Here is a 14,911-nt window from a genome sequence, read left to right on the forward strand (position 1 = left end):
TCACGGCCGACGACGGCGGATCACCAGGTAATAGGCGCAACGCGTCTTGCCGTCGTTGGTGAACCGATAGGGCTCGCGGACATCGAAATAGAAGGAATCGCCGGTCTCCAGCACATAGCGCGCCTCGCCGGTCTCGACCGTCAGCTGGCCCTCATGCACGATCAGATATTTCTCGGTCGCCACCTTGTAGCGCGGCAGCTCGCCGGAGGATTCGCCGGGCGGAATCCGGTGCAGCAGGAATTCGAGATCGTTGTCGAGGTGCGTCGGCGACAGATTGTGGCGCTCGAAGCCGGTCTCCGGATCGGTGAAGGCGAGCCGGTTGGCCTTGCGGATCACGGCCACTTGTGCCGGGTCGGGCTCCGCGCCCATCAAGGTCGACATCGAGACGTTGAGGCCCTTGGCGATACGCACGATGATCGCAAGCGTCGGGCTCTTCTCTCCGCGTTCGACCTTGGACAGCATGGCGCGGCTGACGCCGGACTGGGTCGCGAACTCTTCCAGCGTCAGCCCGGCCTGCGTGCGCAGCTGCTTGACCCGGCTGCCGACTTCGGCAACCAGCGCATCGTCGCCGGCGCGCTCGGTCCGCGGCGGCCGCTGCAGGCGCGCGCGCTTGGCGCCGGTTCCGACCTCGGCGGCGGCAGCGTCGCCCTTCGTTGGCCGGCCGGACTTCGATCTGTCGTGCATGCTGGAATGAGGAGTGGCGCGCATCTCGGCGCATCATTTCAGAAGTCCGTGCTGGCCTCAAGAGCATCGGCGATGCAGACAGCACCACGGAGCCGGCGAGGTCGGCGTTTTCCCTTTGCGACGCTACGGTGCTTGCGCGGCGAACGCTCTGAGCACCTCGACCAGCAGTCCAGGTGCCTCCTGCGCGACACAATGCCCGACGCCGGCAAAGGTCCGGCGGCTCGCATGCGGGATCAGCGCTGCGGCACGGTCGGCCATCTCGTGGTAGACCGGCCATGACTGCTCGGCGGTGGCGATGCAGACCGGACATTTGATCTCCGACAGCCACGGAAACGGATTGCCGCGTGCGTCGCCGGTATAGATCTGCTCCATGGCCTGGAAGATCGGCACCAGCAGCGCCGACTCGATCTCCGGCGTGCAGTGCAGCCGCACGCGGCCGTCGTCGAGCCGCGCGAAGCCGTGATGAACGTAGGCCCACAGGGCGGGTGCAGTCCATGGCACGAAGGCGGGCGCAGTGCGCAGGCGCTGGAACAGGGCATCGGCGCTATCGAATTCGGCCCGGCGGCGCAGCGTGCCCTGCACCGATGCCACCGACGCCTCGCTCAAACCGGCGTCGCGCGGTGTGTGCGGATCCATCACGGTCGGCTCCATCACGAACAGCCGCGCGAAGCGATCCGGCATCAGCTTTGCCGCCAGCAGCAGATCGGTGGCGCCGGCGCTATGGCCGATGCCGTAGATATCGCGGAGATCGAGGCGCTCGATCACCGTGCAGAGATCCTCGGCGAAATCCAGGAAATGATAGCGGTCGGCCGGCGGCTTGTGGCTGAGACCATGGCCGCGGCGGTCGAGCGCATAGACCGTGCAGTCGGCCGCCAGCGCCTCCGCCACCTCGGTCCAGACCTCGGCAACGAAACCGGTGCCGTGCAGCAGCAGCGCCGGCCGCTTTCCCGAGGCAGGTTCACCCCAGCGCGCCAGCGCGATCGGCGCGTCGCCGACGAGGATGCGGTGAGGGGAGGTCATGCTTCCTCTACCGCGCATCCTGCACAATCATCGCCGCGCCCTTCTCGGCGATCATCGCGGTCGGGGTGTTGGTGTTGCCCGAGGTGATGGTCGGCATCACCGAGGCGTCGGCGATGCGCAGGCCGTTGAGGCCGTAGAAGCGGAGGCGCTCGTCGACGACCGCCATCGGATCGTTCGCGGTGCCCATCTTCGCGGTGCCGACCGGATGGAAGATCGTGGTGCCGATGTCGCCAGCGGCTTTTGCGAGCGATGCATCGTCATCGCCGACGGCAGGGCCGGGCATGAATTCCTCGGGATGATATTTCTCCAGCGCCTTCTGCTTCATCAGTCTGCGCGTGGTGCGGATCGCGTCCGCCGCGACCTGGCGGTCGTCCTCGGTCGAGAGGTAATTCGGCGCGATCGACGGCTTGTCGTCCGCTGCCGCGGAGCGGATCCGCACCGTGCCGCGCGAGGTCGGTTGCAGATTGCAGGCGCTCACCGTGATCGCGGGGAAACGATGCAGGGGATCGCCGAACTTGTCGAGCGACAGCGGCTGCACGTGGAACTGGATGTTGGCGCGCGAGCGCGTGGCATCCGAGCGCGTGAAGATGCCGAGCTGCGACGGCGCCATGGTGAGGGGACCGCGGCGGCGGACCGCATAGTCGAGCCCCATCAGTCCGCGGCGGAACAGATTGTAATAGGTCTCGTTCAGCGTGCGCACGCCCGACACCTTGTAGATCGCGCGCTGCTGCAAATGGTCCTGCAGATTATGGCCGATGCCTTGCACGTCGGCGACGATGTCGATGCCGAGCGGCGACAGCCATTCCGACGGGCCGATGCCGGAGCGCTGCAGCACCTGCGTGGTGCCGATCGAGCCGGCGCAGAGGATCACTTCGCCCTTGGCGCGCGCCTCCATCGTCTCGTGGCCCTGCCGGAACAGCACGCCGGCGGCGCGGCCGCTCTCGATCACCAGGCGGTCGACCAGCACGTTGGTCTCGAGCCGCAGATTGGAGCGATTGAGCACCGGCTTGAGGAAGCCGCGCGCCGACGACCAGCGCCGGCCGCGCTTCTGGTTGACGTGGAAATAGCTGGTGCCTTCATTGTCGCCGGTGTTGAAATCCGGGATGCGCTTGATGCCCATCTCCTCGGCGGCGTCGCCGACCGCGTCGAGCACGTCCCATGACAGCCTGGGCGCCTCGATGCGCCAGCCGCCGCCGCTGCCATGATGCTCGCTCTCGCCGAGGAAATGATCCTCGAGCTTCCGGAACGCCGGCAGCACGTCGCTGTAGCTCCAGCCCGCAAGGCCGAGCTGCCGCCAGTGATCGTAATCCGCGGCCTGGCCGCGCATCGAGATCATGGCGTTGATCGCGGACGAGCCGCCGATCACCTTGCCGCGCGGATAGCTCAGCGCGCGGCCGTTGAGGCCGGGCTCGGGCTCGGTCTTGAACATCCAGTCCGAGCGCGGATTGCCGATCGCGAAGAGATAGCCGACCGGGATGTGAAACCAGATCCAGTTGTCCCTGCCGCCGGCTTCCAGTAGCAGCACGCGCTTGCTCGAATCGGCCGACAGCCGGTTGGCCATGATGCAGCCCGCCGTACCTGCGCCGACCACGATATAATCGAAATCACCCTCGAGCCTTCGCGGCATGTCCTCGTTCCCGGCAGTCTTGTGTCGTCATGCCCGGGCTTGTCCCGGGCATCCACGTCTTTGTCCGTCCTAATAGTCAGACGTGGATGGCCGGGACAAGCCCGGCCATGACGAGGGCGGGTGGCTGCCCTGTTGGGTGGACCGGCTCTTGCATGCTAGACAGGGCATCGCAGTCCAACTCCTGAGGCCAGACTCCCCATGCCCATCGTCAACCGCGTCGCCGACCTGCAACCCGATATCCAGGCCTGGCGCCGCAACATCCACGAAAACCCCGAGCTGCTCTATGACGTGCACCGCACCGCATCATTCGTGGCGGACAGGCTGAAGGAGTTCGGCTGCGACGAGGTCGTGACCGGCCTCGGCAAGACCGGGGTGGTCGGCGTGATCAAGGGCAAGACGCCGGGCGGCAACGGCGATCTCAAGGTGATCGGCCTGCGCGCCGACATGGATGCGCTGCCGATCCAGGAAGAGACCAATCTGCCCTACGCGTCCAAGACGCCCGGTAAGATGCATGCCTGCGGCCACGACGGCCACACCGCGATGCTGCTCGGGGCTGCGCGCTATCTGGCCGAGACGCGCAACTTCGCCGGCACCGCGGTCGTGATCTTCCAGCCGGCCGAAGAGGGCGGCGCCGGCGCTGCCGCGATGATCAAGGACGGGCTGATGGACCGTTTCGGCATCGAGCAGGTCTACGGCATGCACAACGGCCCGGGCATTCCGATCGGCGCGTTCGCGATCCGGCCCGGCCCGATCATGGCCTCGACCGACGAGGTCAATATCAGCATCGAGGGGCTCGGCGGCCACGCCGCGCGGCCGCACAAATGCATCGACTCGGTGATGGTCGGCGCGCAGCTGATCACCGCGCTGCAGTCGGTGGTGTCGCGCAGCGTCGATCCGCTCGACTCCGCCGTGATCTCGATCTGCGAATTCCACGCCGGCAACGCCCGCAACGTGATCCCGCAGACCGCGGAGCTGCGCGGCACCGTGCGCACGCTGACCCCGGAGGTCCGCCAGCTGGTCGAGAAGCGCATCGCCGAGGTCGTCAAGGGCGTGGCGATGCTGACCGGCGCCAGGATCGATCTCAACTACAAGCGCGGCTATCCCGTCACCGTCAATCACGGTGCACAGACCGAATTCGCCTCCCGCATCGCCAGGGAGGTCGCCGGCGAGGCCAATGTGCACGAGATGCCGCCGCTGATGGGCGGCGAGGACTTCTCCTACATGCTGGAATCGCGCCCCGGCGCCTTCATCTTCTGCGGCAATGGCGACAGCGCCGGGCTGCATCACCCCGCCTACAATTTCAACGACGAGGCGATCGTCTACGGCACGTCCTATTTCGTGAAGATCGTGGAGACCGCGCTGGCGGCGTGAGGCTGGCGCCGTTCGTCCTCGCGGCAACAACGCGTCATCCGGAATGCAAAAGGGCCCGCACCTGAAGTGCGGGCCCTTTCGTTTTGACGGAGCCTGTCGGCGTCAGAACACGTGGTAGAAGATGTAGTACAGCACGCCCGAGAGGATCATCGCGGCCGGCAGGGTCAGCACCCAGGCCATCGCGATGTTGCGGATCGTCGACCATTGCAGGCCGGAGCCGTTGGCGGCCATCGTGCCGGCGATGCCGGACGACAGCACGTGGGTGGTCGAGACCGGCAGGCCGTAGCCGTCGGCCGCCGCGATCGTGGCGGCTGCGGTGATCTCGGCGCAGGCGCCCTGGGCGTAGGTCAGGTGGGTCTTGCCGATCTTCTCGCCGACGGTGACGACGATGCGCTTCCAGCCGACCATGGTGCCGAGGCCGAGCGCGATGGCGACGGCGAATTTCACCCAGGTCGGGATGAACTTGGTCGCGGTATCGAGCCCGCCCTTGTAGTCGTTCAGGGTGGCGACGTCGGCAGCCGAGAGCTCGGCTTCCTTGTCCTTCATCAGGAAGCGGATCGCTTCGGAGACGAGGTACATGTCGTTACGGGTGTTGCCGACCGTGTCCGGCGGGACCTTGGCCAGCGAGCCGTACTGGTTGACCTGGTTGCTGATGTCGCGCACCAGCACCGCCAGCGACGGGAACGTGCCCTCGTTGATCTGATGCTGCGAGACGTAGTTGGTCACGGCCGGGCGCGGATTGCCGATCACGTTGTAACCGGCGGCCTTGCCTTCGATGACCTTGCTGGCGGCCTGCGAGGTGGTCGCGAACTTGGCGAGCTGGCTGTCGGGCATCGAGCGGTTCAGCGCGTAGGCCGTCGGCACGGTGCCGATCAGGATCAGCATGATCAAGCCCATGCCCTTCTGACCGTCGTTGGAGCCGTGGAAGAAGCTGACCAGCGTGCAGGTCAGGATCAGGATGCCGCGGATCCACCACGGCGGCGGCTGGTCGCCGACCGGCTCGCCGAACAGGGCCGGAGTCACACGGGCCAGCACGGCCTTGAGGATGAAGAGCAGGCCGGCCGCGAGCACGAAGCCGAACAGCGGCGAGAGCAGCAGCGCCTTGGCGATGCCGGCCGCCTGCGACCAGTCCACACCCGAAGTGCCGTCACGGCCGCGCAGCAGCGCGTTGGTGATGCCGACACCCATGATCGAGCCGATCAAGGTGTGCGAGCTGGAGGCCGGCAGGCCGAGCATCCAGGTGCCGAGGTTCCAGATGATGGCCGCGATCAGCAGTGCGAACACCATCGCGAAACCGGCGCTGGAGCCGACCTGCAGGATCAGCTCGACCGGCAGCAGCGACACGATGCCGAACGCGACCGCACCGCTCGAGAGCAGCACGCCGAACAGGTTGAACATGCCCGACCACACCACGGCGATGTGCGCCGGCATCGAGCGGGTATAGATCACGGTGGCGACCGCGTTGGCGGTGTCGTGGAAGCCGTTGACGAACTCGAAGCCGAGCGCGATCAACAGCGCGACGAACAACAGCATGTAGGGCAGGAACGAGCTGACCCGCGTACCCGTGGCGTCGACATCCGAATAGATGCTGTAGGCGACGAACAGCAGAGCTGCCGCGACGACGCCCAGGTAAATGACACCGGTCAGAGGGTGAAAGCCCTTGTCGAGATCCGGGCCCTTTTTGAGGGCCGGCTCGATCGAGCCGGGTAACGCCATATCGCTCATTGGTTAATTCTCCTGTCCCCAATGGCTGCGACTTTGATCCATCCATATGACAGGCAATTGAAATCCGGCCTGCGAAATGCACAGAACCGCCCCGGCGGTGGAAATTCCGCGAAATCTTTGTGCAATGCATTGATGGGCCACGCCCCTTCGCGATCTCGTGGCAACGCTTGCCAATGGGCGCTGGTGGATTTCGCCGGCCGAGGGCGGCGGTCAGGACGGCGCCTGTCGCTCACATTTCGTCGGGCGGGAAATTATTAACGGAGACCGGCCGGCCAGGTAAGTCGAAGTCGGATAAGCCGAGGCCGGATAAGTCGAGGTCGCGCGCTGCGTGATTGGGGCTAGTCGAACCACGCAGCGCGCCGACCTCAGGGAACGTCATGGCGTGAACATGACGCCCAATCGTATGCGACCGTATCATGGATCAATTAAAGGTTGTAGGCATTTGTGAGGCTTTTCAACAATCTCACACCAAAGTGTGGTTCCCGCCGAGTTCCTGCACGTTGCAGGAACGATCAGGCGGCGCGGGCCGCCCCCCGCAGCAAGCTGCCCGCAATTTTCAGGTCTTCGACAAAGCGCTGATATTCCAGCGCCTTGGCCTCCTCATCCGGAAGCCGCAGCAGATAGGAGGGATGCACGGTGACCAAGACCTTGGTTCCGTCATGGTCGAGCAGGCGGCCGCGGCTCTTGTTGACAGGCGTGATCTTGCCGAGCACGCTTTGCGCTGCGGTTGCGCCGAGCGCCACCACGAGGTCCGGCTTGATGGCCGCGAGTTCCCGCTCATACCATTGCCGGCAGGCACGGATTTCCGGCGTGCTCGGCTTCTGGTGCAGCCGGATTTTTCCGCGCGGCACAAACTTGAAATGCTTCACCGCATTGGTGACGTAGACCTTGGCCCGATCGATGCCGGCTTCCTCCAGCGCACGGTCGAGCATCTGCCCGGCCGGGCCGACGAAGGGATGCCCGGCCAGATCTTCCTTGTCGCCCGGCTGCTCGCCGACCAGCATGACCGATGCATCGCGCGGCCCTTCGCCGAACACGGTTTGGGTCGCGTCCTTCCATAGCGGGCAGGCGCGGCAGGCGGCGGCCTCCTCGCGCAAGGCGGCGATGCCGTCGCTGAGATCCTTGCGGGCCATCGGCGTGTCCTGTTGTTGTTGCGGCGCGTGGGGCTCGGCGGTGCCGGGCGCGCAGTCGCCACCCGTCATCCGCATCGCGTCTTCGAGCAATGGCCTAATGATCGAATCCGCGGGCAGGTTCCTCCAATAGGCCTGCGGCGGCTCCATCGCTTTCAGCCGCGCGGGATTGAAGATGCCGCTGTAATGCCGCCGCCAGGCCTCCTCGAGCCGTTCCTCGGTCGGCACGTCGGATTTGGCGACGCCCGAGGCGATCGAGATCGCGTGCCCGTCCCAATGCGCCGAGATGTCGGGGGTCAGGATCGACCACGGCATGTCGGCGTAGCGGCTGGCGAAGAACGGCGCGGCAGCGTCGACGATGTGATGCTCGGGCTCGAACCAGGCAATGTAATGCGCCTTGTGCTCGCGGCCGACCTCGCGGAAGCGCAGCTGCGCGTGCATCCGATCGATGTCGCGATAGACCGCGCGCGCCATCGCGTGGACCTCGGCGACGTCAGGATCGGTCGTGGCATGGAGCAGGTCGTGATGGCTGCGCAGTCGCCACACCAGGCGATAGAGCAAGGCGAAGCGTTCGTCCTTGCGATGCAGGATCGCGGCCCTTGCCAGCTCGACGAAGCTGGCGGGGACGTTGAACGTCGCATGCGGTGCATCGGGCAGATCGTCGATGCCGGATGCTGCAAATAATTCGTCGTCACCGCGCACGGCCCAGGTGACGTCAGATGGCGTCATGTCGTTCAGCGCCAGTCGCCGCGCGGCCTTGCGCCAGCCTTCGAAATCGGTGTCGTTGTCGAGCATGATGTGCATGGGATTGATTCCGCTCATGAATCGAAGGACCCACCAATCCGGTTGACTCCACGGGCCCTGTTAGCTTTATATTAGAACATATCATGAACAAATGAGCCAGTCCCTGGTTCTCTGTTCGACCAGTGACGACCTCAAATTTTTGGTTGGGAAGGAGCGGCGCATATGCCGGAGCGCGATCAGCAAAAGTGGTCGCCGGTTTTGCGTCCGATCGCGCTCCTCCTTTTTAAGAAAGGCGCATGATCTTGTCGCCAAACCGCTCACACTTTTGCGGATCATGCGCCGCCGCACGCATGGGTACGCTTGCGTCTCTGCGCGGCAGCATCGCGCGGCTCGAGGCGCCGACGGAGGCGAATTTGCCGAACCGCATGGCGCTCGGCCATGCTGGCGCGGATGCGATGCTGCGCGGCGGGCTCGCGCCGGCCACGCTGCATGAGGTGTTCGCGGCCGGTCACCAAAGCGGCGCGGCGACCGGCTTTGTCGCGGGTCTTGCCGGACGGCTGGCACCGCGCAAGCCGCTGATCTGGGTGCGGCAGGATTTTTCCGACCGCGAAAACGGCGCGCTGTCGATGAGCGGGTTGTGCGAGCTCGGCCTCGATCCGCGCCTGCTGGTCACGGTGCGCGCCGCCGATGTCGATGCCGCCTTGCGCACCACCGCCGATGCGCTGGCCTGCGACGCGCTGGGCGCGGTCGTGTTCGAGGTCTGGGGCAATGCGCGCCAGCTCGATCTCGTCGCCAGCCGCAAGCTGACGCTCGCAGCGCAAGCCTCCGGCGTCACCGCGCTCGTGCTGCGGATCGCGGCAACCCCGGTCCCCTCGACTGCGGAGACCCGCTGGATCGTGCGCGCCGCGCATTCGCCGCCGGGCACTGCCGCAAATGTTTGGGGCGCGCCGCGCTTCGACGCCGAACTCGTGCGCAACCGTCATGGCCCGGTCGGGCGATGGATCATGGAATGGAAATGTGATGAGTGCCAATTCAGTGAACCGTCGGCGCATCCTCAGCCTCTGGCTGCCACGCCTCCCCATCGACCGCATCAAGCGGAAACTCGCGCAGAGCATCGCCTCGCGAGCTGAGCTTGTTGCAGGAGAGTTGGATGAATCTCGACGTGAGGTGAGCACCCTGGCCGGGCTCTCTCCCCCCTTGCGGGGGAGAGTTGGAGAGAGGGGTAGCCACGAGCACCATTCGTGGGGCTCACCCCTCTCCCTAACCTCGAGAGCGAGCTCCGCTCGCCTCGGACCCCGCAAGGGGGGAGGGAACCCATCTGCTAGTGCATCCCTTACAAGCAACGACATCCCCAGCGTCGTCGTCGCCAAGGACCACAACGCCATCCTCCTCCATGCCGTCGACGAGGCCGCGATCCGTGCCGGGCTCTCGATCGGGCTGCCGCTCGCCAATGCGCGGGCGATCTGTCCGGAGCTCACCGTCTATGACGCCGATCCCGCGGCGGACGCGAAAACGCTCAACGACATCGCCGACTGGTGCGACCGCTTCACGCCGCTGGTGGCGCTCGACGGACCTGACGGCCTGTTCCTCGACATCACCGGCTGCGCGCATCTGTTCGGCGGCGAGCGCGCGCTGTTGCAGATCGCAACCAATGCGCTGCGTCATCGCGGCTTTGCGATCAGCGCCGCGATCGCCGGCACCTCGATCGCGGCGCGCACGCTGACGCGGCACAGCTCGGGGATCATCGTCGCCGATGGCGCGGAGGCGGACGCCACAGGCCCGTTGCCGATTTCCGCGCTCGGCGCTGAGGCCGCGATTACAACAGGCCTGCGCCGCGCCGGCTTGAAGACCATCGGCGATGTCGCCGCGCGCGCGCCGCACGAGATTTCTGCCCGCTTCGGCGCCGCCTTCACCACCTTGCTCGACCATGCGCTCGGGCGGGACGATGCCCCGATCAGCCCGCGCAAGCCGCTGCCCGACTACATCGTCGAAAAACGTTTCCCCGAGCCGATCGCCACCGACACCGTGATCGCACTGACCTTGCAAAGCCTCGCCAGGATGCTGGTGACAGCGATGGACAGGCAGGGCAAGGGCGCGCGCCAACTGGAAGCAAGCTTCTTCCGCACCGACGGCGCGGTGCGCACCATCATGGTCGAAACCGGGCGTCCGGTGACGCGGGCCGAGATGATCGACCGCCTGTTCCGCGAGCGGCTCGATGCGCTCAACGATCCGCTCGATCCCGGCTTCGGCTTCGACCTCATCCGTCTCGCCGCCGGGCGTACCGAGATCGTGGTGCAGCAGCAGCGCGACCTCGACGCTCACGTGCACGACAATGACGAGCTCTCGGCGCTGATCGACCGCATCGCCGCCCGCATCGGCGGAAAACGCGTCGTCGTGCATCTGCCGCTCGAGAGCCACATCCCCGAACGATCGGCACTCGCGCTGCCGGCGCAGCATCACCTCGTGGCCGCCAGCACCGCCGTCTGGCCCGAACGCGTCGCCGGCGAGCCGCCGCTGCGGCCGCTCAGGCTGTTCGAGACGCCCGAGCCGATCAAGGTGCCGTTCGCGACCGTGCCCGACGGCCCGCCGCATCAATTCACCTGGCGGCGCGCGCTGCATGCGGTGGTGCGCGTCGAGGGTCCCGAGCGCATTTCGATGGAATGGTGGAAGCAGGACGGAAAGTCGCTGACCCGCGATTACTTCCGCGTCGAGGACGCCGAAGGCCAGCGGTTCTGGATCTTCCGCGACGGCCTCTATGAGAGCGAGCTAAAGGACGCGGCGGGCGAGCCGGTGTCCGCCAACTGGTATGTGCACGGGCTGTTCGCATGAAGGCGCCGCGCCGCGTTGAGCCAACGCCTGGTTATGCCGAGATCGGCATCACCAGCAATTTCTCCTTCCTGCGTGGCGGCTCCGATCCGCGCGCCTATGTGCATCAGGCAAGCGAATTGAAAATCCCCGTGATCGGGATCGCCGACCACAACACGTTGGCCGGCGTGGTGCGCGCCTGGAAGGAGCTCGACAGCGACAAGGTCAAACATCCGCCGAAGCTTCTGATCGGCGCGCGCATCGTCTTCATCGACGGCACGCCGGACGTCCTGGTCTATCCGCGCGATCGCGCCGCCTATGGCCGATTGTGCCAGTTGCTGACCCGCGGCAAGCGTGGTGACGACAGCGTTCGGATCGAAAAGGGCGACTGCCGTCTCACTCTGTCCGATCTGCTCGACTTCGCCGAAGGGCAGCTTCTGGTGCTGGCATTGCCGCATCGCTTCGACTCTGCGAAGGCGCTCGATGTGCTCGCATGCCTGAAGGCAAGCGCCGCTGATGGCATCTGGCTTGCCGCAAGCCTGCTCTACCGCGGCGACGACAAGCGCCGCCTGGCGCGGCTGCATGGGCTCGCCGCCAAGGCCGAGGTGCCGCTGCTCGCCACCAACGAGGTGCTCTATCATCATCCCGCGCGCCGCCCCTTGCAGGACGTGCTGACCTGCATCCGCGAAAAAACCACGATCGAAGCAATTGGCAGGAAACTCGAGGCCAATGCCGAGCGGCATCTCAAGCCGGCGCATGAAATGATCAGATTGTTCCGCGATCTCCCGGAGGCGATCGCCGAGACCATGCGCTTTGCCGAGCGCATCAGCTTCTCGCTCGACCAGCTCAAATACCAGTATCCCGACGAACCGGTGCCGCCAGGCAAGACCGCGCAGCAGCATCTGGAAGACCTGACCTGGGCCGGCGTCGACACATATTTCGGCGGCAAGATCGACAGCAAACTACGCGCCACTTTGAAGAAAGAGCTCGCGCTGATCGCCGAGCTGAAATACGCGCATTACTTCCTCACCGTGCATGACATCGTGCATTACGCGCGCAGCCAGAAAATTCTCTGTCAGGGGCGCGGCTCGGCGGCGAATTCGGCGGTGTGCTACGTGCTCGGCATCACCTCGGTCGATCCGACCAAGGTCGATCTGTTGTTCGAGCGCTTCATCTCCAAGGAGCGACTGGAGCCACCCGACATCGATGTCGACTTCGAGCACGTCAGGCGCGAGGAGGTGATGCAATATGTCTACCGCCGTTACGGCCGGCATCGCGCCGCCATCATCGCCACCGTCATTCATTATCGTCCGCGCAGCGCGATCCGCGACGTCGGCAAGGCGCTGGGGCTGACCGAGGACGTGACCGCCGCACTTGCCGACACCGTCTGGGGCAGCTGGGGCAAGGGTCTCAACGACATGCAGGTGCGGCAGGCAGGTCTCGATCCAAAGAATGCGATGATCAACCTTGCGGTCGAGCTCGCCACCGAGCTGATCGAGTTCCCTCGCCACCTGTCGCAGCATGTCGGCGGCTATGTGCTGACCCAGGACCGGCTCGACACCTATGTGCCGATCGGCAACGCCGCGATGGACGACCGCACCTTCATCGAATGGGACAAGGACGACGTCGACGCGCTCAACATGATGAAGGTCGACGTGCTGGCGCTGGGCATGCTGACCTGCATCCGTAAGTGTTTCGATCTGATCGATGATCACAAGGGCAAGCGATACGAGCTGGCAACCATCGAACAAGACGACGAACACGTCTACGACATGCTGTGCCGCGGCGAGTCTCTCGGCGTGTTCCAGGTCGAGAGCCGGGCCCAGATGAACATGCTACCGCGGCTGAAGCCGCGCACTTTCTATGATCTCGTCATCGAGGTCGCGATCGTCCGCCCCGGCCCGATCCAGGGCGACATGGTGCATCCGTATCTGCGACGGCGGAACGGCCAGGAGAAAGTCAGCTATCCGTCGCCAGCACCGGGCAAAGGCGACAAGGATGAGCTCTATAAGGTTCTGTACAAGACGCTCGGCGTCCCCCTGTTTCAGGAACAGGCGATGCGCATCGCGATCGAAGCGGCGCACTTCACTTCCGAGGAGGCCAATGGCCTGCGCCGCTCGATGGCGACCTTCCGCAATGTCGGCACCATCGGCCAATACGAGGAAAAACTAATCGGCAACATGGTCGCGCGCGGTTATTCGCCGGAATTCGCCGCAAGCTGCTTCGACCAGATCAAGGGCTTCGGCAGTTACGGCTTCCCGGAAAGCCACGCCGCGAGCTTCGCGCAGCTGGTCTACATCTCCTCATGGCTGAAGCATTATCATCCCGATGCCTTCTGCTGCGGCCTGCTCAACTCGCAACCGATGGGCTTCTATGCCCCCGCGCAGATCATCGGCGACGCCCGCAAGAACGGCGTCACCGTGCGCGAGGTCGACGTGTCCCATAGCTTTGCGCAGAACACGCTGGAGGAGCGGGTAGGGGATCATTGCGCGGTGCGCCTCGGCTTCCGCCAGATCGATGGTTTCCATTGGCTCGATCAGGACGAGGAAAGGTTGAAACGCGATCAGGCGCTGCGGCGCAGACGAAACGTGGATGAGGAGCAAGAGTCAGGAAGCCACGAACGGTTGGGTTCCCTCCCCCCTTGCGGGGGAGGGGTAGGGAGAGGGGTAAGCCGCACGGGCGGTGGTCGTGGCTTACCCCTCTCTCCAACTCTCCCCCGCAAGGGGGGAGAGAGCCCTCCCACCTCCCGCGCGGCGTTGGACGGAGACGAGCAAGACTGGGCCGACCGCATCATCGCCGCGCGCAGCCGAAAACCCCTCACCTCGCTCGAGGACTTCGCCCGCGACACCGGCCTGCCGAAACGCGCGCTGATCCTGCTGGCCGACGCCGATGCGTTCCGTTCGCTCGGGCTCGACCGCCGCGCGGCGCTGTGGGCGGTGCGGCGGCTGCCGGACGACGTGCCGCTGCCGCTGTTCGAGGCGGCGACCGCGCGCGAGCAACCGGACGAGAACGCAAAGCCGCTGCCTGAGATGCCGCGTCCCGAGCAGGTGGTCGCCGACTATCAGACCATCCGCCTGTCGCTGAAGGGCCATCCGATGGAATTTTTGCGCGAGATGTTCACCCGCGAGCGTGTCGTCGCCTGCCACACGATTAACCAGAGCAACGACCGCCGTCGTGTCCGCTGCGCCGGCGTGGTGCTGGTGCGGCAGCGGCCGGGCAGCGCCAAGGGCGTCGTGTTCATGACCCTGGAGGACGAGACCGGCATCGCCAACATCGTGGTATGGCCGAAGGTGATGGAGCAGTATCGCAAGGAGGTGATGGGCGCGCGGCTGATCCTGGTCGAGGGCTACATCCAGAGCAGCCCGGAAGGCGTCACCCATCTGGTCGCGCAGCGCATGATCGACCGCTCCCACGATCTGATCGGTCTCGCCAACGAGTCTCTTTCGCGCAAGCACCCGGTGCCCGCGGGTCCCGCGCTGATCGAGCCGCTCAACGACGACCGCCGCGACCACGGCGACGACTCCCCACAAAAAATCCGCCACCCCCGCAACGTCCGCATCCTGCCACCGTCCCGCGATTTTCATTGAAGGCGGCGCGCATGCCGGCGGCTCTCGACCCGGCTCGTTCCCCAACGTCGTCCTGGCGAAAGCCAGGACCCATAACCACCGAGCTTCGTTGCGGCTGGGATCGTCGCCCCGGCTTCGCGCAACAATTGGCAGTTGGGGTAATGGGTCCTGGCCTTCGCCAGGACGACATCGTATGTGCACTGCAACTACAGAAGGCGCCTTGTACGCCACGGACCAAT

The 14,911-nt window shown here is 65.5% G+C and carries 9 protein-coding genes; 4 read left to right on the forward strand and 5 right to left on the reverse strand.

Going from position 1 to position 14,911, the window contains the following annotated elements:
- The 3 genes from IC762_RS11805 to IC762_RS11815 all read right to left on the reverse strand — a co-directional run bounded on the left by IC762_RS11805 (window position 1) and on the right by IC762_RS11815 (window position 3,331).
- Complete coding sequence (locus IC762_RS11805; RefSeq protein ID WP_210338434.1) at window positions 1-708, reverse strand: helix-turn-helix domain-containing protein; 708 nt, start codon at window positions 706-708, stop codon at window positions 1-3.
- A gap of 99 nt (window positions 709-807) precedes the next feature.
- Window positions 808-1,704, reverse strand: coding sequence for an alpha/beta fold hydrolase (locus IC762_RS11810; protein ID WP_195788973.1), 897 nt, complete (start codon window positions 1,702-1,704; stop codon window positions 808-810).
- A 7-nt stretch (window positions 1,705-1,711) separates the two neighbouring features.
- A complete protein-coding gene (locus IC762_RS11815) occupies window positions 1,712-3,331 on the reverse strand; it encodes a GMC family oxidoreductase (protein WP_195788974.1) in 1,620 nt (539 codons plus the stop codon).
- 198 nt (window positions 3,332-3,529) lie between these two features.
- Here IC762_RS11815 and IC762_RS11820 point away from each other — a divergent pair, with 198 nt between their 5' ends.
- On the forward strand, window positions 3,530-4,702 hold the full coding sequence (locus IC762_RS11820; RefSeq protein ID WP_195788975.1) for a M20 aminoacylase family protein: 1,173 nt from the start codon (window positions 3,530-3,532) through the stop codon (window positions 4,700-4,702).
- A gap of 102 nt (window positions 4,703-4,804) precedes the next feature.
- Here IC762_RS11820 and IC762_RS11825 read toward each other — a convergent pair whose 3' ends face one another.
- On the reverse strand, window positions 4,805-6,427 hold the full coding sequence (locus tag IC762_RS11825; RefSeq protein ID WP_195788976.1) for an inorganic phosphate transporter: 1,623 nt from the start codon (window positions 6,425-6,427) through the stop codon (window positions 4,805-4,807).
- Window positions 6,428-6,939: 512 nt separating this feature from the next.
- Window positions 6,940-8,361 carry a UdgX family uracil-DNA binding protein gene (locus IC762_RS11830; RefSeq protein WP_195788977.1) on the reverse strand — a complete coding sequence of 474 codons (1,422 nt, stop codon included), beginning with the start codon at window positions 8,359-8,361 and terminating at the stop codon, window positions 6,940-6,942.
- 290 nt (window positions 8,362-8,651) lie between these two features.
- Here IC762_RS11830 and IC762_RS11835 point away from each other — a divergent pair, with 290 nt between their 5' ends.
- The 3 genes from IC762_RS11835 to IC762_RS11845 are packed head-to-tail and all read left to right on the forward strand — an operon-like array spanning window position 8,652 to window position 14,693.
- Window positions 8,652-9,431: an ImuA family protein gene (locus IC762_RS11835; protein ID WP_195788978.1), complete on the forward strand. Its 780-nt coding sequence runs from the start codon at window positions 8,652-8,654 to the stop codon at window positions 9,429-9,431.
- Window positions 9,322-11,130: a Y-family DNA polymerase gene (locus tag IC762_RS11840; RefSeq protein ID WP_433995888.1), complete on the forward strand. Its 1,809-nt coding sequence runs from the start codon at window positions 9,322-9,324 to the stop codon at window positions 11,128-11,130. The genes IC762_RS11835 and IC762_RS11840 overlap by 110 nt, the downstream gene beginning before the upstream one ends.
- Entirely contained in the window at window positions 11,127-14,693 is a 3,567-nt protein-coding gene (locus tag IC762_RS11845) for an error-prone DNA polymerase (protein WP_195788979.1), read from the forward strand. Before IC762_RS11840 ends, IC762_RS11845 begins: the two co-directional genes overlap by 4 nt.
- Window positions 14,694-14,911 lie beyond the last annotated feature (218 nt).

This window comes from Bradyrhizobium genosp. L (genome assembly GCF_015624485.1).
Taxonomy (GTDB): Bacteria; Pseudomonadota; Alphaproteobacteria; order Rhizobiales; family Xanthobacteraceae; genus Bradyrhizobium.